The organism is Peribacillus asahii (assembly GCF_003570725.1).
GTDB classification, from domain to species: domain Bacteria; phylum Bacillota; class Bacilli; order Bacillales; family DSM-1321; genus Peribacillus; species Peribacillus asahii.
Map to the genome: position 1 here is coordinate 61,321 of NZ_QWVS01000013.1, position 24,073 is coordinate 85,393.

General features: G+C 37.0%; 26 protein-coding genes, 1 pseudogene and 1 riboswitch. Of the genes and pseudogenes, 7 read left to right on the plus strand and 20 right to left on the minus strand.

The window, feature by feature from the left end; all coding sequences use genetic code 11:
- Positions 1-8: 8 nt before the first annotated feature.
- Positions 9-1,148: a glycerate kinase gene (locus D1953_RS06505; protein ID WP_119116359.1), complete on the minus strand. Its 1,140-nt coding sequence runs from the start codon at positions 1,146-1,148 to the stop codon at positions 9-11.
- A 233-nt stretch (positions 1,149-1,381) separates the two neighbouring features.
- Between D1953_RS06505 and D1953_RS06510 the strand changes: the two genes are divergently transcribed.
- A complete protein-coding gene (locus D1953_RS06510; RefSeq protein ID WP_182480527.1) occupies positions 1,382-2,476 on the plus strand; it encodes a CdaR family transcriptional regulator in 1,095 nt (364 codons plus the stop codon).
- 111 nt (positions 2,477-2,587) lie between these two features.
- Here the strand turns inward: D1953_RS06510 and D1953_RS06515 are convergent, their stop codons facing one another.
- The 9 genes from D1953_RS06515 to D1953_RS06555 form a co-directional block, all read right to left on the minus strand.
- Entirely contained in the window at positions 2,588-2,863 is a 276-nt protein-coding gene (locus D1953_RS06515) for an adhesin (protein WP_119116361.1), read from the minus strand.
- Between the two features lie 40 nt (positions 2,864-2,903).
- On the minus strand, positions 2,904-4,673 hold the full coding sequence (gene arsA / locus D1953_RS06520; RefSeq protein WP_119116362.1) for an arsenical pump-driving ATPase: 1,770 nt from the start codon (positions 4,671-4,673) through the stop codon (positions 2,904-2,906).
- Between the two features lie 23 nt (positions 4,674-4,696).
- Entirely contained in the window at positions 4,697-5,059 is a 363-nt protein-coding gene (gene arsD / locus D1953_RS06525; protein ID WP_119116363.1) for an arsenite efflux transporter metallochaperone ArsD, read from the minus strand.
- A 93-nt stretch (positions 5,060-5,152) separates the two neighbouring features.
- Complete coding sequence (gene arsC / locus D1953_RS06530) at positions 5,153-5,572, minus strand: arsenate reductase (thioredoxin) (RefSeq protein ID WP_119116364.1); 420 nt, start codon at positions 5,570-5,572, stop codon at positions 5,153-5,155.
- A gap of 15 nt (positions 5,573-5,587) precedes the next feature.
- Positions 5,588-6,883, minus strand: coding sequence for an arsenic transporter (locus D1953_RS06535; protein ID WP_119116365.1), 1,296 nt, complete (start codon positions 6,881-6,883; stop codon positions 5,588-5,590).
- Positions 6,884-6,897: 14 nt separating this feature from the next.
- A complete protein-coding gene (locus D1953_RS06540; RefSeq protein ID WP_119116366.1) occupies positions 6,898-7,242 on the minus strand; it encodes an ArsR/SmtB family transcription factor in 345 nt (114 codons plus the stop codon).
- 193 nt (positions 7,243-7,435) lie between these two features.
- Entirely contained in the window at positions 7,436-7,945 is a 510-nt protein-coding gene (locus D1953_RS06545; protein WP_119116367.1) for an acyl-CoA thioesterase, read from the minus strand.
- Between the two features lie 259 nt (positions 7,946-8,204).
- A complete protein-coding gene (locus D1953_RS06550; RefSeq protein WP_119116368.1) occupies positions 8,205-8,606 on the minus strand; it encodes a hypothetical protein in 402 nt (133 codons plus the stop codon).
- Positions 8,607-8,649: 43 nt separating this feature from the next.
- Positions 8,650-9,258, minus strand: coding sequence for a class I SAM-dependent methyltransferase (locus D1953_RS06555; protein WP_119116369.1), 609 nt, complete (start codon positions 9,256-9,258; stop codon positions 8,650-8,652).
- 137 nt (positions 9,259-9,395) lie between these two features.
- On the opposite strand from D1953_RS06555, the gene D1953_RS06560 reads away from it, so the two are divergent.
- Both D1953_RS06560 and D1953_RS06565 read left to right on the plus strand, forming a co-directional pair.
- Positions 9,396-9,947 (plus strand): TVP38/TMEM64 family protein, encoded by a 552-nt coding sequence (locus tag D1953_RS06560; protein WP_119116370.1) that lies wholly within the window; start codon positions 9,396-9,398, stop codon positions 9,945-9,947.
- Between the two features lie 104 nt (positions 9,948-10,051).
- Positions 10,052-10,396 carry a DUF3992 domain-containing protein gene (locus D1953_RS06565; protein WP_119116371.1) on the plus strand — a complete coding sequence of 115 codons (345 nt, stop codon included), beginning with the start codon at positions 10,052-10,054 and terminating at the stop codon, positions 10,394-10,396.
- Positions 10,397-10,475: 79 nt separating this feature from the next.
- On the opposite strand, the gene D1953_RS06570 is transcribed toward D1953_RS06565, so the two are convergent.
- The 5 genes from D1953_RS06570 to D1953_RS06590 all read right to left on the minus strand — a co-directional run bounded on the left by D1953_RS06570 (position 10,476) and on the right by D1953_RS06590 (position 14,810).
- The gene (locus D1953_RS06570; protein WP_119116372.1) at positions 10,476-10,883 is read right to left on the minus strand and encodes an S-Ena type endospore appendage; all 408 of its coding nucleotides are present in this window, start codon (positions 10,881-10,883) and stop codon (positions 10,476-10,478) included.
- 305 nt (positions 10,884-11,188) lie between these two features.
- On the minus strand, positions 11,189-11,872 hold the full coding sequence (locus D1953_RS06575) for a hypothetical protein (RefSeq protein WP_119116373.1): 684 nt from the start codon (positions 11,870-11,872) through the stop codon (positions 11,189-11,191).
- Entirely contained in the window at positions 11,869-12,249 is a 381-nt protein-coding gene (locus tag D1953_RS06580; RefSeq protein ID WP_119116374.1) for a TcaA second domain-containing protein, read from the minus strand. The genes D1953_RS06575 and D1953_RS06580 overlap by 4 nt, the downstream gene beginning before the upstream one ends.
- A gap of 15 nt (positions 12,250-12,264) precedes the next feature.
- Positions 12,265-13,317: a DUF5105 domain-containing protein gene (locus tag D1953_RS06585; protein WP_182480529.1), complete on the minus strand. Its 1,053-nt coding sequence runs from the start codon at positions 13,315-13,317 to the stop codon at positions 12,265-12,267.
- An 836-nt stretch (positions 13,318-14,153) separates the two neighbouring features.
- The gene (locus tag D1953_RS06590) at positions 14,154-14,810 is read right to left on the minus strand and encodes a potassium channel family protein (RefSeq protein WP_119116376.1); all 657 of its coding nucleotides are present in this window, start codon (positions 14,808-14,810) and stop codon (positions 14,154-14,156) included.
- A 102-nt stretch (positions 14,811-14,912) separates the two neighbouring features.
- Positions 14,913-15,064: riboswitch (cyclic di-AMP (ydaO/yuaA leader) on the minus strand.
- A 297-nt stretch (positions 15,065-15,361) separates the two neighbouring features.
- Here D1953_RS06590 and D1953_RS06595 point away from each other — a divergent pair.
- From D1953_RS06595 to D1953_RS06605, 3 genes are read left to right on the plus strand one after another with little or no spacing between them, the layout of a single operon-like run.
- Entirely contained in the window at positions 15,362-16,153 is a 792-nt protein-coding gene (locus D1953_RS06595; RefSeq protein WP_119116377.1) for an ABC transporter ATP-binding protein, read from the plus strand.
- A 1-nt stretch (position 16,154) separates the two neighbouring features.
- Positions 16,155-17,015: an ABC transporter permease gene (locus D1953_RS06600; RefSeq protein WP_119116378.1), complete on the plus strand. Its 861-nt coding sequence runs from the start codon at positions 16,155-16,157 to the stop codon at positions 17,013-17,015.
- Positions 17,016-17,051: 36 nt separating this feature from the next.
- Complete coding sequence (locus D1953_RS06605; protein ID WP_182480530.1) at positions 17,052-18,053, plus strand: ABC transporter substrate-binding protein; 1,002 nt, start codon at positions 17,052-17,054, stop codon at positions 18,051-18,053.
- A gap of 84 nt (positions 18,054-18,137) precedes the next feature.
- On the opposite strand, the gene D1953_RS06610 is transcribed toward D1953_RS06605, so the two are convergent.
- From D1953_RS06610 to D1953_RS06620, 3 genes and pseudogenes are all read right to left on the minus strand, one after another.
- Complete coding sequence (locus D1953_RS06610; protein WP_119116380.1) at positions 18,138-19,067, minus strand: alpha/beta hydrolase; 930 nt, start codon at positions 19,065-19,067, stop codon at positions 18,138-18,140.
- A 111-nt stretch (positions 19,068-19,178) separates the two neighbouring features.
- Positions 19,179-19,301 (minus strand): annotated as a pseudogene (locus D1953_RS06615) (cell wall hydrolase); the annotation flags it as partial.
- Between the two features lie 138 nt (positions 19,302-19,439).
- Positions 19,440-20,840, minus strand: coding sequence for an FMN-binding glutamate synthase family protein (locus D1953_RS06620; protein ID WP_119116381.1), 1,401 nt, complete (start codon positions 20,838-20,840; stop codon positions 19,440-19,442).
- 165 nt (positions 20,841-21,005) lie between these two features.
- On the opposite strand from D1953_RS06620, the gene D1953_RS06625 reads away from it, so the two are divergent.
- The gene (locus D1953_RS06625) at positions 21,006-21,752 is read left to right on the plus strand and encodes a YqjF family protein (protein ID WP_119116382.1); all 747 of its coding nucleotides are present in this window, start codon (positions 21,006-21,008) and stop codon (positions 21,750-21,752) included.
- Positions 21,753-21,755: 3 nt separating this feature from the next.
- On the opposite strand, the gene D1953_RS06630 is transcribed toward D1953_RS06625, so the two are convergent.
- A complete protein-coding gene (locus tag D1953_RS06630) occupies positions 21,756-22,859 on the minus strand; it encodes a GerAB/ArcD/ProY family transporter (protein WP_119116383.1) in 1,104 nt (367 codons plus the stop codon).
- A gap of 104 nt (positions 22,860-22,963) precedes the next feature.
- On the minus strand, positions 22,964-24,058 hold the full coding sequence (locus D1953_RS06635) for a GerAB/ArcD/ProY family transporter (RefSeq protein WP_119116384.1): 1,095 nt from the start codon (positions 24,056-24,058) through the stop codon (positions 22,964-22,966).
- Positions 24,059-24,073: the final 15 nt, after the last annotated feature.

The window sequence follows — 24,073 nt, forward strand, 5'->3', positions numbered from 1 at the left end:
TTCCCCTCCTATTTCTTCAATGATGCTAAGTATGTACGCATAACTTGCTCTGCTGTATCTTCCAGCAATGCTGCTCCTCCTATAATCGCTTCTTGCAACGTCATAGGAGCGTTTACAATACTATGAACGCTCGTAATGCCATGTTCATATAATACGTCAATGTCTTTACCAACCGAACCAGCAAGAGCAAACACAGGAATTCCCTTTTTCTTTGCTTCCTCTGCAACACCCATCGGAGTTTTTCCAGAAGCTGTTTGAAAATCTATTTGCCCTTCCCCCGTAAAAGCACATTCCGCATTCGTTAATTTGTCGGCTAACCCTGTATATTCAATAACGATATCGATTCCTCTTTTTGTTTCAGAAGGAAAAAAAGCTTGGAAAGCTCCACCAATGCCGCCCGCTGCACCAGCACCTGGTTTATCATGTAAGCGAATGCCTGTTTTCTTTTCTACTAAATCTGCCCAATGTGATAAATTCCGGTCTAGCATTTCTACCATTTGAGGCGTGGCCCCTTTTTGCGGCCCAAATACATATGAGGCTCCATCCTTACCAATCAATGGGTTTTGTACATCTGATGCAATTAAAAATTCACAATTGGTAATACGAGAGTCAAAATCTTGATCATCAATCTGAACGATACGTGAAAGCTCTCCTCCACCATAGCCAACGGATTTTCCATCCGAATCCAACAACTGCATACCTAACGCTTGCAACATGCCGATACCACCATCATTGGTAGCGCTTCCACCAATTGCTAAGATAAATTTTCGACATCCGTCATCTAATGCTTTTTTGATTAATTGTCCTGTACCAAATGTTGTAGTTAACACTGGATTCCGCTTAGTAGTCTCGATGAGACATAAACCGGAAGCACTAGCCATTTCAATGACACATGTTTGTCCATCTCCTAGAATTCCATAGGCTGCCGGAACGGAATCAAGCAGAGGTCCTTTCACAGACACGTCAACCATTCGCCCATTAGTAGCAGCTACTAAACTATCCATCGTTCCTTCTCCGCCATCAGCAACAGGTACTAGAATGGTCTCTATATCCTGTGAGACCTTCTTTACCCCTCTTTCAATTGCCTGTGCGGCTTCTACTGCCGTCAAACTCCCTTTGAATGAGTCGGGCGCAATAACAATTTTCATATTATGTACCACCTTACTAAATTCTTAATCTTCAATAGATTAAACAATATTTTATGATTCTTATATAAAACTGTATAAAAATAAGCATTTTGTTATATAACAATTCTCTTGTTTATTATTATAATATTCATAATTATTTTATTCATCGTGCTTCATAAACAAAAAATGGTATGACTTTTCGAACTTTTTTGTCTATAATAAACAAAAATTATAAACAAACAAGGATGACCTACATGTTAACACAAGAAATAGCAAAAGAAATTGTTGCTCAAACAATGATACGATTAAATAGAAATATCAATATAATGGATGAACAAGGAACCATTATTGCCTCTGGAAATGTAAAGCGAATTAATCAAGCTCATTTTGGAGCTAAAGAAGTCCTTCGAACGGGTAAACCTCTCATTATTTCGAAAGATGATTCACAGCAATGGGATGGAGCTCTTCCAGGCATTAATCTCCCTATTCAATTCCAAAACAACATTATCGGTGTCATCGGAATTACCGGAAACCCAGAAGAGATTATGGAGTTTGGAGAGTTAGTCAAAATGATTACCGAAATGATGATTCAACAATCTTTCCTCACCGAACAGATTGAATGGAAACAACGATTAATTGAATTAGTATTCGAGGACTTACTTACAGATTCATCACAACCTGAATTGATTAAGCAAAGACTGAATCTAATTGGAGTAACATTAGAAGCACCCTATCAAGTAGGTATAATAGAATTAGGATCCCATCATTTAAAAAAGAATGAGCTGCTTCAAATATTTAGAGATTCTTTCAATAAACAACAAACGCTCATCGGTTTTCTAAACGTTAATCGTTTATTTATTCTTACCTCCCATCTCCCTGAGGAGCGGTTAAAACAAAAAATGCTAAACGTTATAAGCGTCTTAAAGGCGAAAAGTATATCACTGCGGGCCGGAACAGGCTCTACCGTATTTGTCGAGGCTCATATTCGTCACTCCTTTGAAGAAGCTTTAAGCGCTTTAAAATTCGGTAATCTCGAACAAGCTTTTATTACCTATAACGAAATTGAAACGAAAGCCCTTTTAGATCAACTAGACGAAAGAGCTAAACAGCAATTTTCTAAAAGGATTTTAAGCAATCTGTCAGACAAACTAATTGATACGTTAGAACATTTTTTTGCTTGCAACCTAAATATAGGAGAATGCGCAAAGAGAATGTACATTCACCGTAATTCTCTTATCTATAGAATTAAAAAAGTAAAAGAAAAAACTGGATACGATCCACAAAACATACATGATGCTATGACATTGCAGCTTGCGATTTGGATTTTACAGATGCTGCCTAAGGAATAAGTCAATTAAAATACTTATCTACAATTCAAGAACTTTATAATTTTCTAAACGATCAAAAAGGAGTAGTTAGCTCTCTAAGTGAACTAACTACTCCTTTTTTATTTCTTGCCTTTAGCAACAGCTACTAGCACCTAATAAAACTAATCCTGCACCCTCTTCATTTACTTCTTTATCTAATGTTAATTCATCCGTTCCTGCAATTTGTGAATCGAACGCTACTTTAATTCCGTTGATTATTTCAATTGTATCTGTTTCTATTGGTGCATCTAAAGAAATCGCAAATTGCGGCCCGCAACAGCCAGCAACAGAGGTTAGCCGAATTCCTTCTGCACCCTTTTCATTTAAAAAATTTTCTAACAAGTGTTTAGCTCCATCTGTAATTTTCATTTATGTCTCCTCCTTAAATGAACTATCAAATTGTTATTCCCTACTTAATATAATCTTTTAGCTTGTCATATCCAACTTTTTCTTCATATAGCCAAGGAATAATTGCACACTTCTCTGCCTTATTATCCTTTACTTCTTGAATCCATTCCTTTTCTGCCATTGCTTTACCTTTTAAAATATGATCGTTCGTATTAGTGGCAGATAAACTTTGGTTAATGACCCACCACTGCGGATTAATACTAGCCCGTCTTAGATCGTCCTGTAATCTAGATGCCTCTAAAACAGGTGTTGCTTCCGCAAGTGTGACAATAGCTACTGCTGTTTCTTTTGGATTTCGAATTTGAGGCAGTAATTTTTTTGCACTTTCTGGTACGTTACCTGTTGACCGTTCAATTTCTTTACTATAGGATTCGGATGCATCTAATAATAGTAATGTATGTCCTGTCGGTGCTGTATCAATGACGACAATTTCATTTTCAGATTTAGCCACTACTTCAGCAAAAGCCTGAAAAACGGCAATTTCTTCTGTACATGGTGATTCTAAATCCTCTTTTAAGTAAGCGAAACCAGCTTCATCTAGGTTTTCACTTGATTTAGCTAGGACTTCAGCTTTATATTTTTCGACTTCTACTTTTGGATTAATGCTGCTAATCGTTAAATTTTGATTTAGATGATCACTTTGGAATTGATAGTCTAGGTGGGCAGCAGGATCCGTTGTTGTTAAATGGACACGATGTCCTTTTTCAACTAGACCCACTGCAATAGCAGAGGCAACAGTTGTTTTTCCTACACCACCTTTTCCCATTGTGAAAATCAACTTTGTTTGGTTACCTGAAAAATCATTAATAACCTCTTTTAAGCCTGGAAGATTCATTGATTGATTTTCCATATATACATCAGTTGTTGGAACTTCATCGTATAGTTTAAACAGATTTCGCAGATTTTCCACACCTGTTAAAGAATAAGAAACATACGGTAACGAGTACATGGTCGTCTCTTTTAGAGTCTCAGGTATTTGCTTTAATGCATCTCGTTGTCTATGATAAAAAGCCGATGATACTTCATCCTCTTCATTGTAATGTTGAAGAAGACCATTTATAATGAGCATTTGATTTTTGATTCCAATCTCTTTAAGCTCCTTTGAAGCACGATCTGCTTCCAAAATGGCTGAAACATCTGGTCGTGTTACGAGTATTAAAGTCGTTTTAGTTAAATCAGAAAGAGCAGCTACCGCGCTTGAATAAAGCTCTTTTTTATCCACTAACCCAGATAAAGGACCTAAACATGATGCACCATGCGTACTTTCCTCTAAAAACCCATTCCAAGCCATTGGAAGCTGTAAAAGTCGTAATGTATGCCCTGTTGGGGCAGTATCAAAGATAATATGGTCGTAAAGATTTCCGATTTCCCTATTTGTAAGAAAACCTGTAAATTCATCAAATGCAGCAATCTCGACTGTACACGCACCTGACAATTGCTCTTCCATTGTAGCAACTACTACTTCTGGAAATATATCTCGATATGGACCAATAACACTCTCCCGATAGGCTTTTGCTGATGCTTCAGGATCTATATTACTCACATATAAATTGGCAACCGTCGGAACTGCTCTCGGTATGCTAGTTAACTCGATGCCAAATACATCTTGTAGATTGGAGGCAGGATCTGTACTAATTAACAGCACCTTTTTTCCACTGTCGGCTAATGCGACTGCTGTTGCACAGGCTGTTGATGTTTTTCCTACGCCACCTTTTCCTGTTAAAAATAAAAATTGCGTCTGAACGTGATTTGGACTGAATGATGGATACATGCCTCTTCCTTCTTTCCAAATATTTATAGTTGATTTAAATTGATAGAAAGTCCAGATTTTGGTTTTTCATTTAACTCTTCAGCTTTTACTTCAAACCATTCTGCAAATTCTTCATTGGCTGGGTAACTTCCTACTTTGACAACTTGGTCATTAACTAAAACAACGGGTAAGGCATCGGGACCTTTTTCCATAAGAATACGATGTATTTCCTTGTTTTTTGCAAATTTATCAGGGTCATTTGTTAATTGGTATCGTGTAATATTAAAGCCTTTTTTCTCTAATGAATAAACAGCAGATGCTACTCTCGTTAACTCTGGATCCACACTAGGACCGCATACTCCGGTGGAACAACACATTGCAGGATCAAAAATCTCAACTTTATTCATGCTACAACCTCCAATATATTATTAAATAAGCATTTGCTTATTTTTATCTTTAAGAAATAACCAAGAGAATAAACTCTTGGTTATTTGATTGTATTATTCTCCTGTTTCGCTAAAACGTTTAATTCTGTCACCAATTTCATCACGAACACGCTGGAAGAACGCCCATTTTTCTTCGTCTGTTCCTTCCGCTTTTGCTGGATCATCAAATCCCCAGTGTTCACGTTTAACATGTGGTGGTGTCATTGGACATTTATCAGCTGCGTCTCCGCATAATGTAACGACTAAATCCGCACTATTTAAAATTTCAGGATCAATAATGTCAGAAGTTTGATTGGAAATATCCATACCCGCTTCCTTCATTACTTTTACCGCATTTGGATTTAATCCATGTGCCTCAATACCTGCACTGCGTACTTCCCACTCATCACCTAAATATTTTTTCGCCCATCCTTCTGCCATTTGGCTTCTGCAAGAATTTCCTGTACATAAGAAGTAAATTGTTTTTTTAGACATGACGTATTTCTCCTTTTAGTTCATTAATAATGATACGTATAGACCTAATAACGTAATAAATAGAATTGGGATTGTTAACACAATACCTGTTTTAAAATAGGTTCCCCATGAGATTTTAACCCCTTTTTGAGATAAAACATGGAGCCACACTAAGGTTGCCAATGATCCAATTGGTGTAATTTTCGGACCTAAGTCAGACCCAATGACATTGGCATAAATAAGAGCTTCTCGAATCGTGCCAGAAGTATTGGTCTCGGCAATAGCTAATGCATCAATCATTACGGTCGGCATATTATTCATCAAGGATGATAAGAAAGCTGCAATAAAGCCCATTCCTATGGTGGCAACAAATAAACCTTGTTCAGCCGTTGCTTGGATGACACTCGCTAACGAATGAGTGAGCCATGCATTCCCTAACCCATATACGACAACGTACATACCAATTGAGAAAAATACGACACTCCACGGTGCTCCTTTAACAACGGCTTTCGTATTAACGACGTTACTTCTTCTTGCCATCAATAGAAAGAAAACGGCTATTATTCCTGCAACAATGGAAACAGGAATTTTAATGAATTCACTAGCAAAGTAACCAACCAGTAAGATCCCAAGAACATACCATGAAAGACGAAACATTTTTTGGTCCTTAATCGCATCTACTGGGTTCTTTAATTTAGATAAATCATACGTTTGTGGAATGCTTTTTCTAAAATAAATCAATAATACCGTGATGGTTGCAATCAATGAAAAAAGATTCGGAATAATCATTCTCGAAGCATATTCTACGAATCCAATGTCAAAGAAATCGGCAGATACAATGTTAACCAAGTTACTCACGACGAATGGTAATGAAGTGGTATCCGCAATAAACCCACTCGCCATAATAAAGGGAAAGATCATCTTTTCTTTGAAATTCAAATTACGAACCATTGCTAATACGATTGGTGTCAATATTAAGGCAGCCCCATCATTAGCAAATAGTGCAGCGACAATTGCCCCTAAAATACTGACATAAATGAACATTTTGATTCCATTGCCTTTAGCCGCCCTTGCCATATGTAATGCAGCCCATTCAAATAACCCAATCTCATCCAATATTAATGAAATGAGGATAATCGCTACAAACGATAATGTGGCATTCCATGTAATTCCTATTACCTCTACAACATCATTTAATCCAACTACTCCTACTAAGAGAGCTAAGATTGCTCCACCGCAGGCAGACCAGCCGATGTTCAAACCTTTAGGCTGCCATATGACAAAGATGAGTGTCACTAAAAAAATGACGGATGCTAATATTGCCGTTATCAATGTACAAACCTCCATTAGTCACAAGAGATGCGTAATCCCTGTTCTTCTAGTTCTTGTAGTTTAAAATCTTGACTTGGAAGATGTTGAAGCAAACTGTGAACTAAAGGATAATAGTCGTTATCTTTATTTAATGAATAAATAATCCATTGTCCTCTTCTTGTTTCTTGTACCAATCCGGCATCTTTCAACTTTCGAATATGTTGACTAATAGCAGGCTGACTCATTTTAAAAATTTCAACAAATTCACAAACACAATAATCATGTGTCTCTAACATTTTCATCATAGCTAGTCTTGTTTTATCACCTAATAGCTTTAAAATGGTTGCAGCTTTTTCGATTCCAACTGTTAATTTTTGCATACAAACATCCCCTCCTTCCAGTCGAATATTAATATATAACAATGTACTTATATATTCAATAACAAATATAACTTTATCATTTGCATACTATTAGTTATAACATTGCTTAAGTGCCCAGTAAAAAAAGCAGCGAACAGTGTCTATCATCGCTCGCTGCTTTTTTATTTCTACTGTAATCTATCATGTCCAATAACTACATAATTGTTTTTGTTGTTAAATATGCCGCTAACTCTTTACTTTTTTGTTTTCTTTCACGTCGCATTCTTGCTCGTTCCTCGCCTGTTTCATGTAGTTTCTTTTCTTCCTCTGTTTCAGGAATCACTTTTGGGACAGCGGTAGGACGTTGATTCTTATCAAGAGCAACGAATGTTAATAGAGCTGTTGCCGCTATTTTGCACTCTCCGCTTTTTAAATCCTCCGCAATAACTTTCACAAAAATCTCCATCGAAGATACGCCTGTCCACGAAACATACGATTCAAAACTAACTGAATCGGTCGGCCGAACAGGATGCAGGAAGTCTACAGAATCTGTTGAGGCCGTTACACATTCCGTTCGGCTATGACGCGCAGCAGAAATAGAAGCAACTTGGTCTATATCACTCATCATTCGACCGCCAAACAAGGTGTTATGATTATTGACATCATTCGGAAAAATCCGGCTTGTTCTAATTACTCGTGATTCTTTACAATATTTTGCTTTCATAAAAAGGGCCTCCTTAACAGTAAATTCTTCAAACTGAGTGTCTGCTTGATGTTCAGGTGTTCTTTTTAATGTAAGTCTACTCTTTCTTAAGCTCTATTAACTGCATTTCAGTAGATTCGGAATGAATATGTATCGTTCACGACTATAGAGTTCTATATTACATCTTATTATATTGCTTTTTTTACCAAAAAGCATTCATCCCCCCTCATTATTTCATATTCAATCAGAGTCTTCTGGCTAAATCAGATAAAGATGGTCATTAAACCTTTTCATGCTTCAGTAAATGACGAATATGATTTTTTAAATAAAATGCTTCAGGTAATTCCAATGGAGACTGTAAGATAGAAGAGTCGCGATAAGAGCGATAAGAGATACTACGATTACCTGCTATATGTATATCCAATTGCAAAATATGAGAGCCCTTCATTTCTACATAATAGTGAACGTCCTCTTTTTCTAAGCGGTGAAACGAAAATTTCAGTCCTAATAACTCCTGTGTGTCTTGTTTTGTCTCAACATGATTAGTAATATAATCCGCTATTTGCTGAACAGTTACTACATTTGTTGCCATAATCGTTGTCACTTTGTCTTTTACATACCCAACTGCCTGATTAATTTTCGTTTGTGCTTTTTGCGCCAAATGACTCAATAAATTATTCATTGTAACTCTCCTTTATTTTTGCGTTTAAGCTTAGTATTATCAATTAATAGGCTAAACGGTAAATTAAAAACCTCTCATAAGGATTACGCTCAGATAAACCTTGCAGCAAGATTTCTTTTTTAAATTGAAAAGCAGTTTGATTTTCTAAAAAAAAGATATAATCTTTGGAGCCATAATATAAAACTAATTCAATATCCCTTGGAAATTGTTCCACTGAACGCAATATATTCTGAATAATCTTCATGAAAATTTGTACGGAAAATGGATTAAAAAAATAAAATCGATTGTCTAGTGAATCAATCTTATACTTCTCTGCTAAACAACAGTGGAATTGAATATGGTGACTGCTCTTTTTCATTTTCTTCACATAACTATTTCGATTATCTATAGCTTCCTGATAAAAAGTTTTATTCATTTCAACTCCAACAACGGAGGCATTAAATAAATAATTTATATAAAAAATTAATCTTCCTTTTCCACAGCCAAAATCTACGACTTGGTCGTTACTGGTTAATTCATATTGCTCAAATAATTGTTCGAGCGCGCTATAGGGCGTTGGCTCGTAGCGATGATAATGCAAGGACTTATTGAAAACCTTCTGTTCTCCCCCTGTTTTAATGTTCAGCAATTCATCATAGTACCGTTCTTTCATCGATTTACCCCTATTCCATTCATATAGATATAATGATATCGATTTTTCTATAAGAATAAAAGGAGAAATGTTTCTATCCAGCTTCTATTCATTATCGGTTATACTGGGGATAATTATAATGTGAAAAGGATTAAAACATGAAAGAATTCATTTTAAATTGGTTTTCTCAAGCAGGGCCTTTTTCAATTATTGTTAGTATTTTCATTAATATTGTAATAAGTATATTTGGTGTCATACCTAGTGTTTTTTTGACCGCTCTTAATATCACTTTTTTTGGATTTGAAGCGGGCATGTTTATTTCTTACATTGGAGAATGTGCAGGCGCTTCAACTAGCTTTCTCTTATATAGAAAAGGGATTCGATACATGGAATATTCTCTACCTGCCCATTCAAAATATTTAAATAAACTGACAGCTTCAACAGGAAAAGAAGCGTTTATATTCGTTCTAGCCTTTCGACTAGTACCTTTTATCCCATCTGGATTAATTAACCTAGGTGCGGCCTTAAGTAAAATCAGCTTACTTCATTTTACATTGGCAAGCACGATTGGAAAAATCCCTGCTATGCTTCTAGAAGCATACTCCGTTAACGAAGTATTAATGTGGGAGACCGAAGGGAAAGGAATTTTGTTTATTGTTTCATTCATTATGTTACTCATTTATTGGGCAGTGAAAAGGAAACGTGTTTAGTTAAAAAATATTCATCACTTTTCACTCCAGCGTTTGAATATTTAAACAAAAGTAGTCGATTAAACATAAAATACTAAGAATCTATGTATTGAGGGGGTGAGTTCTTGGCTAACTTGGGCGGGTTTAGCAATAACCCATTAAACGTCATCAGTGATTCAGTGTCTTGTACGATTGAATCAGGGGACACGAATGGTGCAGCTACAACCATTTGGCAGGATGACACTCCTTTTGTTATAAATGGAACTATTGTAGTTGACAATAAAGGAAAAGTCGGCGCTTCACCAAAGGCTGCTCTTCTTGTGAACGGAACTGCAATTAATGGATTTGTCGTTGCACCAGGTGAATGTCGGTCTATTACGGTAAATGATCTGCATTCAATTAGTATCATTGTAACAGGAACAGGCACTGCCAAAATTAACATCTCTTTTTCTTTAAACTATAAGTTTTAACGTAGTTCTATCTATGTTGAAGCAAAAAAATGATGCTCTACTTCAGCATCATTTTTACATAGCCTTTACATACAAAATATTAAGTCACATAACGAACCTTCATACTATAATGACCATTGGCCTTGTGACCTGATCCTCCTCGACAAGAGATTTCCAGATTTGAAATAGCCTTCAAAGAAACCGATTTCGCTTGATTTATTTCAGTCAATGTAAATAATGTCGTATCCGCCTTTCCATCACCATTCGTATCCGCCCTTACCCTCATAATACAGCCACATTTATTTTGTACGGTTAATGATCCTGATGGCAGAGGATCGATTTCAATAGCTCTCCAATACTCTACATATTTACCATCGCAATTTTGTATAATAACACCACTTATTTCATCTGTTACTAATTGCGGCTCTGGAAGATTTGGTTTACGAGGAAAAAGAGATAAACTGCTTAATGGGGAGGGTGAAATATGAGAATCATTTTGTGCGTTCATACCTGATATCTCCTTTCCAATTATGGTAATTTATTGTATGGGTAAACAACTAAAACCGTGCCGTCAGTTCATCACTCGCGAATACAAATCGACTGGCAGAAGGCCATTCACTTCTAATCTCTGTAAAGTGAAATTTCCATCAGTGGAGGTTTTACTGCCCGTTAAGTGTCGGATAGATTGAATCCATTCCCATGACTAAGCACACAGAAAAACGCTACCAATCAAGCAGCGTTTTTCATTTACCCTTTATTCTGTTCCATCCATTTCTTACTCTTTACTAAAAACTAAGAAATGGTTAAATTTTCTTAAAACATATTACTTTTATCCTTCTTACGAGTCCACTTCATAACCGGTGGGTCTTCATTTTTCAGCTCAGTTTTATTTTCCCAATCGTCACTTTCTGAGCCATCCGCTTTTACTTCCTCCAAGTCAGCTATTAACCATTTTTTACTCTTTTCATCATACTTCATCTTATATGTCCGAACATTTTTATAAGAAATATCTTCAAAACCTTTCATGTCTCGAACTTTCATTTTATTTTTGTAGGAAACAAGTGCTGTAGCTTCTGCAACCCACTCATCATTAAAATGATTAATATCTAAATCATCAAGGTTTACAACTGCTCCCAAATATTGCATCTGAATTTCATCAACATACTCTTTATAAAATTCAAAATCATATTTGGCAAATGCCGTAACCTTTCTTACTTCATCTGTGACATTTGTAAAATGCTTCGTTTCATAGTTGTTTGTCTGAAAAACGATTAAGTCCTTATTAAATACATCTAGTGCGGCTAATACATTTTGTTGAACGCCTTTATCTTTTTTAGCCAAATCACTATCGTCTACAAGCAGGCTGACCTGCTTGCTGCCGCCCCACACTTCTACTTTTCTTTTCTCTAAAAAAGTGCCCAGTGTATTTTTTACAGTTAATCGTACATCATATGTACCCGGAAGAAGCGGACCGTACAATTCTTCCTCACTCTTCATAAGAAAATCTTTCGTTTTATCGACGGAAAGGTAAATATCCCAAAGCGTTTTCCGTCTTCCACCAAACTAATCTGCTGATTTGTCATCTTGTACTCTTGCTTCTCTAATTGCTCCTCTAAGCTATCCTGAATTACTTGATAACTATTATAATTAGCATTTAGATACGTAACGAATGCTTTAAGCGATGACTCATCTATTTCAGCCTTCTTATTATCTACTAAGAGTATATCCTTCAGCTGTTCCGGCTTCTTTTGATCAACCGCCTGTTCAAACGCTTCCACAACTTGTTTAGGTCGATTATTCTGCTGGATCAACACAACCGTAATAATGGTGAGCACAACTACCGCTGGTATAGCAAATAACCATATTTTCTTCACACTATTCACGGCTCCTTAATAAATTGATCCTTTTACAAATACAGTGTCTAAACTTGCACCATACTTATCAACTGCTTTAATCGTCCATTTTCCATCCTTTTTCGTTAAAGACACTTCCACTGGATCGCTAAGTTCGTTTACCTCAAGAGCATTTAAAATTTTAGGCAATTTTGAAAGTACATATTTATCAATTTCTTGTGAATCATAACTTCCTGTATTTTCTCTAAATTCACTCTTATACTCATAGACATCTTCATATAATGTTTGTAATGACGGTGTAGAAACCTCTACTTCAACGATTGCCTTATCATTAGCATGTGCAATAGTAGTAGCATTCACCTCAGCCTTTTCCGCTAAGATATCACGGTATGTTGCATATAGCTTTTCAATGTCTGTGTCATCTAACTTCTTATCAAACACCTTGTTTATTTCCTTTTCAAATGCTTCTTGTGCTGATTCTTGCAATACTGGTTTATCAGCCGATACAAGTTGCTCATAATCTGGATTTTCCTTATTGTAATAGATTTGATCCACATAAGCCTTCAATGCTTTCTCTGGATCTTGCAGCGTTTCATAGCTAGCGGCATACTTCTTCGTATCAAGCTTTAATACTAACTCTTCTGACTCCTCTTCAAAATCATCGAATAGCGGATTTAAGCCAATTTCATACTCTTTATCCTTTGTTACTTCAAATATCGCTAATACAGTTTTTGACTTTCCTGCACCAATACTCCCGCCTGTACCAATATCCAAGCCTATATCGCGATTATAAAGTTCTGTATTAATATTGATTTGCTGCTCACCATCATATAACTTAATCCCATCATACCCTGATAATCGCATTGGAGAATCTGACAAATTTTTGACTTTTAAATGAACAGCCATAGTAGCTAGATTCTCATTTTCAGAAACCCCATCATCACTCTCTGAAATAATGTAACTAGCGCTTTCAATAGAAGCCTCCAACCCTTTACTCTTTTCAGTTGAAGCCTTTTCACCCGAATCTGAACATGCAGATAAAAGGAAAATAAATACTGATACAACGGAGAATAATACCCACTTTTTCAAAAAAAAACCCCTTCCTAAACTAGACATAATATGTACTATTTTTCTCTCATACTAAATCTACCTAAATCCTCACTCCCAAAACAGGATATTTATCTCTAATAAAAAGGAAAAATAATCCTATTAAGCTAGGCTTAATGATTCAAAGCCCTGATATATGGGGGATAGATAGCAAATATTTTTTGGTTTATTATATAAATAAAGGAAAATAATTCATTTTTCCTAGTTTTTGAATATACTTACATAAGCGCTATAACGTACCATTTTCTTATTTTTATTAATTATTATAAAAAATAATAGAACTTTTGATTTAGCTCATCCTATAGCTAGCTTCTATACAATGATTTTCATATATTAATCTTCCGAACATTCCCATATAAATAGAAACAAGCAGCGAAAACATTCACTGCTTGTTTCTATTTGTATATTTTTTCATACGTTCTATATATCTTCACTAGGATATTTGATATTCACTTTTTTGTTGTTATCAGCAAATAGACGAGGGTAACCGGACCTACTTTACCAAATCCCCTAACTCCTACAACGATTCATTTTTCAACAATAGAGAAGCCATCGATTGTTCCTATAGACAGATCTACTATGCCAAAAGCTGAAAGACGACTATTCAGATGAAAGGCAGCATAACGCAGTTTGCCATAGAGCATGACCGCTTATAACCTCGAGGAGCTAGGAAATGCAGTTATAATGGGGGAATTTCCTCATCTCTCTTTTTTCTTCTCGCAAGCTTGAGGTGGAGAGCTTACTTCCCATTAGGTATGAGATAAAACGGTTTAAATACAAGTGTTTCAGTAAGATTCATTTCAAATGTATAGTGCTTGTTACACGCCTTGCGCCTCTAATTTTGCAATATCTTTGTTATGCCCAATAACAATTAATGTATCTCCTTGGCGAATTTGTTCTTCAGCAAGCGGAGCCACATTAATGTCTTTTCCACGTTGAATCCCGATAATATTGCAGCGGTATTTTGCACGAATATCCAAATCCATCAATGATTTTTTATCAATTTTACGCGACGCCACGATTTCGACAATACTATACTCCTCCGATAATTGAATATAATCAATAATTTTTTCGGATGCGATGTGATGAGCAATTCGCTGCGCCATATCTCTTTCAGGATGAATCACTCGGTCGACTCCAACCTTTTCTAACACTTTATGATGATACATATTTTGAGCTTTTGCCCAAACTTGAGGAACCCCCATTTCCTTCAAAAGTAAGCACGTTAAAATACTAGCTTCAATATCATCACCTAAAGAGACGAAAGCGACATCAAAATTCCTCACACCCAAGGATTTTAAACTCATCTCATCTATGCCATTAGCTACGACAGCATGAGTAGCAAAGGCTGCATATTCATCTATTTTACTTTCATCTTTATCAATCGCCATCACTTCCACTCCAATCGAATGGAATTCCTTAACTAAGCTCCCTCCAAATCTACCTAACCCAAACACAACAAACTGTTTTTTCATCTCATTTTTCCCCTTCTATTACAATCTTTTTTATATAGAAAGCACAAAAAAGACCACAGAGGATTACCCCGTGGTCGAATGATTTTTTCGATCACCAGTATCACTTCCTCTCTCTTCACGCTTCCGGAGTTAGCTGTCGGATTCGGACCATGAGAGTAGCCCTACCTTCTTCATAAAGGATTCACCCCAAGCGACGAAAAAACCGCCACAAGATTGGTTCCCCCGTTCCATAAAGGATTCAGCGAATAAAGAAATATGGTTTTACATGAAAGTAATATTACTCCTTCAAAATTAGGTTGTAAAGGGCATTTGAGAGCATCCACCTTATAGAACGACAAAATATAGATTTCCCACTTTTCAGAAATCTTTAATGTAAGATTTCATAACGTACAATTAGTGATAATAACTAAAATATCTACTTTAATTTGTTCGTTTTGCTAATGACAAACGAACTATAACATAATAAGATAAGTATTATATTACATAAAATGTAATTAAATGTAACATTTATACATATAAACAAATAATGCAATTTTCAGGAGGGGAAAATATTGAGCACAAATCCAAACGAAGTCGTTTCATTCCAAAATGTTAGTAAAGTGTATAACACTGGCACCATTGCATTAAGTCAATTTGATTTAACGATTACAGAAGGCGAGTTTATTAGTTTTTTAGGTCCATCAGGTTGCGGTAAGTCCACTGCACTAAGAATGGTAGCTGGGTTGAGTGAGGCCACTAGCGGCCATGTCCAAGTTTTTGGTAAAACCCCTAAGGAGATTATTCAAAAAACAAACGATATCGCCTTCGTTTTTCAAGATGCAAATTTACTTCCTTGGCGAACTGTGCTTGATAATGTATTATTGCCGCTTGAATTAAGAGGATCTACTAAGAAAAGCCATAAGGAGTATGCAATAGAAGTATTAGAGATGGTCGGTTTAAAAGATTACTTATATGCTTATCCTAGAGAACTATCAGGCGGGATGAAAATGAGAGTTTCAATCGCTCGCGCTTTAGCAGCAAAACCAAAAATGTTATTAATGGATGAACCTTTTGCTGCTCTTGATGAAATTACACGCCAAACATTGCAGGTTGATCTCCTTAATATATGGCAAAAAGAAAAAACTACTATTCTATTTGTTACCCACAACGTATATGAAGCTGTATTTTTATCCTCACGAATCGCAGTCATGTCTTCTCGTCCCGGGAAATTATCATCCATTATTAACGTCAATCTCCCCTTCCCAAGAAAACTTCAAGTAAGAACAGACAAAACCTTTACAGACTATGTAGATATAGCTGCCCACAGTCTCGAAAATAGTTCAATAAGAAGGGAGTTAGGATAAAATGTCCACACAATCAGTAGCAACGAAAAAAACAAAAATAGTTTCGGATTTCCCTCAAAGTAATGAAGGAAAAATTTGGACTAAATTTAAAGGGGTTTATCTCGGTCCAATCATTGCTTTAATTACTTTCCTCTCTCTATGGCAATTGATCCCTGCTTTATTAGGAATCAAACCATTTATTCTTCCGAAACCAACAGATGTCTTACACGCTGCAATAACGGATTGGCACTTATTATGGCCAGCCATTCAAATTACAGTGATTGAATCAATTATTGGATTTTTACTCAGTGCGACTATCGGTATTTTCGTTTCTATTTTATTAGCAAGCTCAAAAGTGTTAGAAATTAGCATCTATCCATATGCCATTATTTTGCAAACTATTCCTGTTGTTGCTGTTGCACCGATTATTGTTATTTGGTTTGGTGCCGGCTTCAATGCCATTGTAACCATTTCTTTTTTAATTGGATTTTTCCCAGTTATCTCGAATACATTAATGGGGCTGAATTCAGTCGATAAAAATATGGGAGAACTCTTTACACTATATAATGCATCAAAATGGAAGAAAATGTGGAAACTTCGCATCCCATCTGCAATGCCTTATATTATGGCAGGGTTAAAAGTATCCTGTACTCTATCGATTGTCGGAGCTATTGTCGGAGAATATGTAGCAGGAATCGGTGGAGGTAAAGGCGGCCTAGGCTATGCCATTACAGTAGCCGCTATCCAATTAAAAACTCCATATTTGTTTGCCTGCGGAATAGCAGCGGCATTATTAGGGATTGGTTTTTACCTTCTCGTTAGCCTGGTAGCTCACTTAATGTTGCGATCTTGGCATGAGTCAGCGATGAAGGTTGAAAAATAAAGCGAAATTCATTACGAATTAAAGGGGGAAGAAAAGGTGAAAAAATTCAATCTACTATTTTTAGGAATTATCTTTCTAGTTTTCCTGACTGCCTGCAGCGGTGAGGAAACTAGTACTAGTGAGGAAGAGAGCAAACCGGATGATAAAGCTGTTGAAAATGTTAAATTAGTATTAAACTGGTTTCCAAAGGCACAGCATGGCGGTGTATATGCCGCACAAGAAGACGGAACTTTTGAAGAACATGGATTGAATGTCACTATTGAACCAGGTGGTCCTCAAGTATCTTCTGTTCAAATGATTGCATCCGGCAGCGCCGAATTTGGTCTTGCACACGCAGATCAATTAGTTATTGCTAAAAATCAAGGAATTGATTTAGTCGCTGTAGCAGCTGCGATGCAGGGAAGTCCACAAGTATTTATGTTTCATAAAGGACATGGAATTAAAGACTTCACAGACTTAAATGGAAGAAAAGTATATGTTCAACCTGGAATTACATATTGGGACTTTTTAAAATCTAAATACGATTTAAGTAAAGTAGAAGAGTTAGCATACAATGGGCAGCATACGAACTTTGTAAATGAAAAAGATTCTGTTACCCAAGCATTTGCCACATCCGAGCCTTTCTTTTTGGAAAAAGAAGGAATTGAAACAGAAACAAAGCTGATTGCTGACGCGGGTTACGATCCTTATAATGTTGTATTATTTGTAACAAAAGAATATTTAGAGAAGAATGAAGAAACGGTTCAAAACTTTGTTACTTCATTTGTAGAAGGATGGAATTCTTATAAAACGTCTTCTGAATCTATTAATAAAGTCATTCAGAATGATAATCCAGACATCGCCTTAGATGCTCTAGCCTTTGAAACCGAATCTCAAGAAGAATTTGTGTACGGCAAAGATGCGTCTGAACACGGTGTCGGCTATATGACAGAGGAAAGATGGACTACACTTATTCAACAGCTGCATGATTTAGACTTATTGGAAAAGCCATTCGAAGCGAATGAAATCTTTACAACAAAATACTTACCTGAAAAGTAAATTTCTCATGAGTAAGACTAGAAAAACAAGCCTCTGGATTGCTGTTTAGCCAGAGGCTTAGTTTTACTTTCATCAAACAGATTTTCATTCATTCAGAAATTCTGCAATGGACTGAAAAACTTGTTCATTAATTGGAATCGGCAATGTTAGAAAGCCATGAACAAGTCCACTGTATCGGGTAAGCTGCACGGGAACTCCACTTTCCTGAAGTCGATTAGCATAAGCCTCTCCTTCATCCCGGATAGGATCGTATTGCGCTGTAATCACAAAAGCTTTTGGTAAACCACTTAAATCTTGTGCTCGTATAGGAGAAGCATATATATTACTGGCATCCTCTTCCGTTTTAATATAGTGATCCCAAAAACTTTTTGTCACGCTGCTAGTCAATATAGGAGCGTGTGCATTTTTCCGAATGGACTCATAAGGCGATTGTTCAATAGAGCGTAAAGCATCTGTCGCAGGGTATATTAATATTTGCCGCCAAATTGATGGTCCTCCGCAGTTTTTAAACAATAAGGTAACCGCTGCACTTAAGTTTCCTCCTGCACTGTCCCCTCCAACAGCAATTCGATTCACATCTACCTGTAATTCCCCTGAATGGTTAAACACCCACTGCACCGCTGCACTGCAATCTTTTAGGCCTTTTGGAAAGCGATTCTCCGGTGCCAATCGATAATCGACAGCAATGACTTTACACCCCGAAGCATTTGTAAGTTGTCTACAAGCTACATCATGGCTTTCAAGATTCCCTAGCGTCCAGCCGCCACCATGGAAAAACACGATAGCAGAAAGACGCTCTTCCACACTTTTGGGTGTGTATATTCGAATAGGTATGTCACCATTCGGACCAGGAATCAGACGATCCTCTACTGCATGAACGAACGGACGCTCCTCTATATCTAGAATCGTTTGAAGTCTAGCCTCACGGATTTTCACAATTAAATCTGGTGTTAATGTTTCAGGCAATTTGGGATAACTTTCTAGAATTTGTTGAAGTGCTGGATCCAATTGCATCTTAATCCCTCCCTTTCAATTGAACTACCCCCACCTATCTTCTTTGTTTTCTCATACGCTTGAGATGGGGGTCTTACTGCCCGTTAAGTGTGGGATAAATCATTTGGGGAATATGGTACGAAGCCCTTTAAAATCTGAACAATTAGCTCGTAATGGATTGATGCCTACATTTCCTACAAGCATCATGCCTTGAACTCCTTCCGCATCTGAGCTAGTCGCCTTGACAACGGCCATATTTACCCCTCCATCCTATGAGCAAATTTAGCCTCATAATAATATATGAAACCATTTATTCTCTCATTCCTTGCTTTTTCATAGGTCTCATTATACAAATCAAGAAGCAGATACTTATTTATAACATGTATGGATGTATTATTTCTCCTCCCAAGGTTTAAATGAAAATGGAATGCCAATCATTTGGGCAGTCAAATCATCGTAAGATACCAAATCTTCTTTTGATAACTCTTTTAAGGAGCGTTTCCCCATCGCCCTTAAGGCCATTTTCATTTCTTCTGTACTTGCTGTTAAAAATTTCTCTGCTGCTTGAATCCCATCTTTGATCTTAAATTGTTCCTTGAACTTTCCCTCATTCCAAACAACTTGTGTAGGTGGTTCAAATGGAAGTGCATTTAATATTTGATTGTGTGAGACAGTGAATAACATAACAGATCCTAAGTAAACAGCATCAGCACCGAGTGCAAGTACTTTCAAAAAGTGCCCAGGTGTAAAAAGTCCACCTGAAACAATTAAACTAATTTGTCCTTTCATATTCCTTTTTTCTAAATGATTAGCCGCCCGAACTACGGCATGCAAAGTTGGTATTCCAAAGTCATCAGCTAAAATGGGAGGTGCACCATGTGTCGCTGCTTGTCCGCCATCAATCGCAATAAAATCAACACCGAGATCGATTAAACGATCCATGTCTTCTTCAATCTTTCCGCCAGCTCCCATTTTCACACCAATTGGAACACCGCCTGTTATATTCCGAAGTTCCTCCAAAAGTTCCTTAATATCTTTTAATGTTTGATTTTCAAAAAAATGTTCAAAAATCACAGCCTCCTCATTTTCTTTAAGCCCCATCATTTCGCGAGCACGACCTGTTAAGTTTTTCGGAGAAATTTTCCCGCCCATCCCCATTAATGCGCCTTGGCCAAACTTAATTTCAATCATATCAGCTCGCTTAATAAGGTCTTCTTCTTTGGACCACTCTGTTTTTGAAAACTGCAAAATATATTTTCCAGCCTTGTCTAATTCTTCGGGTAAGACTGCGCCTTCCCCAGAATTAATCGCTGTTCCTGTGTTTTTAGCTGCTTGGGCCAGAGCGAATCTTACTTCTTCACTAAGCGCGATTCCATAAGCCATTCCGCTGATCATAAGCGGAATCTTTATGTTCATTGGTTTTTTCGCTTTTGGTCCAATAGTTACTTGAACATCCACTTCCTCTTCACCATCAATCGGAAACGGTGACGTCTGTGCAGGGATAAATGTAATCGGATCGAGATGCGGCCACTTTTTTGAAGAACCAAGTGGACGATGAAGAACATCACCTGTTTCTGCACGCAAGCTATTCTCAAGCACATTTTGAATCCCCATATGCCTGAATCCTGGTATCATTTCGATAATATTTTCTTGGTAACTATCAGTAAAAATAATTTTCCCCATTTGCTTTACCATTCGTTTCAGAAACCAGCGCCAGCCAATAAGCATGAGTAAAAAAAGGATGAATAGTATCGTAAGCATCATAAAAGTTACATAGTATAAAATATTAGGCATAGTCACTTCTCCACTACCTCATAATGAAATTACCTAGTTCTCTAACCTTATCATTTACATAAAAGAGGTAAATATGTTATTAAGTACAAAAACGATTGAAGATACATCTTATTTCCCTTCTCACCCTAGACTAAATAGGTAGAAAAATAAAAGGAGACCACTTTCATGGACTTAATGAATGACAGCTTTCACCGCCCTTGGCCATTTCCTTCAAAGAAATGGATTATGCGACAAACTTGGAACAATCTATTATTTGTTCATTGGCCTATTTCACCTGAAACACTGCGACCATATATTCCTTCTTCCTTACAAATTGACACTTTTGATCGATATGCTTGGTTAGGAATTGTTGCATTCATTATGGGGGGCATATACCCTCGTGGAATGTCCTCCGTATCACTTTCTCCAACATTTCCAGAAGTTAATGTAAGGACATATGTTCAATGTAATGGTAAACCCGGTGTGTATTTCATGTCTCTTGACGTCAATGACTGGCTTTCCTATACAATCGCAAAGAGATGGTTACATTTACCTTATCATCCTGCCGACATTTCGATTCAACAAGAAGGACAAACCTTTGATTGCCAAAGTATTCGTAAAGGAAATACAACTCCTCCGATAACATTTAAAGGAAAATACACCCCCTTATCGGAAGTTTATTTTCCTAAAGAAGGAACGTTAGATCATTGGCTCACAGAACGATATTGCTTTTTTAGTACCAATAACAGAGGAAACATCTATTGCGGGGAAATACATCATCGTCCTTGGCCTTTACAACATGCAGAGTCAGAAATATGTAAGAATACGCTTTTTTCTCCTTTCAATATAGACCTTACTAAAACGAAACCAATTTCTCATTTCTCTAAAGGCGTAGATTCACTAATTTGGAATATTAAAAAGACACTATTGTAGTTTTCAATCATTCTTTTTGCTTCCTAAGCGTTTTCTTTTCCTTGCAATAGCAATCATCAATAAAAACAGCGGAGTAATCGTTTGGATTAGTAGTCCATATAAAGGGAAAGTCTCGACATCAAAACGTTCGGTTTCCATTGCATTAGGAAGTGACCAAAAGCCGAACTCTAGCATCAGAATTCCTAACGGCCATACAATGGACCGATAGTCTGAAAGATTCAGCCATTGTGCGGTACCTAAAGCAGTTGCATAATAAAATACAGAAATTTTGACAAACGCTCCTACTATCCAAACAGCCATTACAGCGGATTCCAAATGTTCAAAGAATTCAGCGATACTGACATATCGAGCTACATTCATAAGGGGATATTCCTTAGAGGATGTCGCTGGTCCGAGTACAAAAAGAACAATAAGATTGACGGCAACTAACGTCATCATCACAGCAACTACGCTTATCATTCCATATTTCATTCCTTTTTGTTTATCTTTTAAAAAAGGCAGGAGAAAAATAATGAGAAAAAATTCTGTGAACCACCCACTCGGCACAATTGCCCCCTTCATTGAGGGCACCATCCCACCCCCTAATATTGGAAGTATATTCTTGAATTCCATATCAGAGCTTAATAAGATGATTGAAGTGAGGAATGGAACAATAAAAACAGGAAAAAACATTTGGGCAACTCTCCCCATTGTTTCTAAACCCCCATGCACCGTTAAGGCACAGAGCAATACCATCGATGCCATAATTACACTAATTGGGGTAGTAACTAGAAAGGAGTTGACAATAAATTCTGCGTAGCCTCTAATAATTATCCCAATGATCTGAATGTAGAAAAATAGGAATATAAAACCGAGAACTTTTCCCGCAAACCGACCAATGATGTGTTCACTGAATTGGATAACCGTTTGTTCCGGATATAATTTATGTAGTTTATAAGTGGCATACACCGTCACAAACCCGATGAACGACGCTAAAATCGGTGACAGCCATAAATCAGTTTTGGCATATTTCGCCGTAATGCTCGGAACCCCAAGAATAGCCGTAGCCACAATCGTAGGATACATCATGATGGCCATTTGCAAGAATGAAATTTTGCCTTTCTCCATATTTTTCTCCTTATATATTTAGTAATTAGAGTTCTTTCTAGAGGAATTTCCAATTGATTCAAATTCTCTAAAATTAGAAAGAATCGTTTAGCCAAATATCATGCCTATTCGCTACCTTGGCGCTTTCTTTTCCTCATAACTGCAATCCCCAACAAAAACAGTGGAATAATCATTTGGATCAGTAGTCCCAAAAGGGGGAAGGTCCCTACACTATACTTGTGTAATTCCACTGTGCTAGGCAATGACCAAAAGCTGAATATAACGAGTAGAATCCCTAACGACCATACGATGGGCCGGTAGTCCGAAAGATTCAGCCATTGTGCAGTGCCTAAAGCAATCCCATAATAAAAAACAGAAATTTTGATAAACGCCCCTACTACCCAAATGGCCATGACGGCGGACTCTAAATGTTCAAAAAAGCCGCCGAGACTGATGTATCGACCTACACTCATCAGTGGATAAACCTTAAAGGATGTCGCTAGCCCTAGTATAAAAAGCACGATAAGATTTACCACAACTAATGTCATCATCACGACAAAAACAGTCATCATTCCGTATTTCATTCCTTTTTTCTGATCCGTTAAAAAAGGCAGGAAAAAAGTAATCAAAAAAAATTCTGTAAACCATCCACCAGGCACAATCGCACCCTTGATTGGAGGCATCATCCCCTCTCCCAATATAGGGAATATGTTCTTAAATTCAAAATCAGGGAACACTAAGATAATTAAGAAGAGAAGTGGAAGTGTAAAAATGGGGAAAAACAATTGGGCAGCTCTCCCTAATGCTTCTAAACCTCCGCGTACAATAAAGGAACAGAGTAATGCCATCAACGCTATAATCAAGCTAATCGGGGTATTGACTAGAAAAGAATCGACAACAAATTCTGCGTACTGTCTAAGCATATTCCCCGTAATCTGGATATAAAAAACCAAGAATAAGAAACCGATAATTTTACCTGCAAACCGCCCTATGATCTGTTCACTGAATTGAATAACCGTTTGTTTCGGATACAGCTTGTGCAGTTTATATGCGATATACACTGTCATATACCCGATGAGGGATGCCAAAATGGGGGACAGCCAGAAATCGGTTTTGGCATATTTCGCTGTAATACTTGGAACTGAAAGAATAGCGGTAGCCACAATCCCAGGATACATCATGATGGCCATTTGCAGGGATGAAATTTTGCCTTTCTCCATATTTTTCTCCTTATA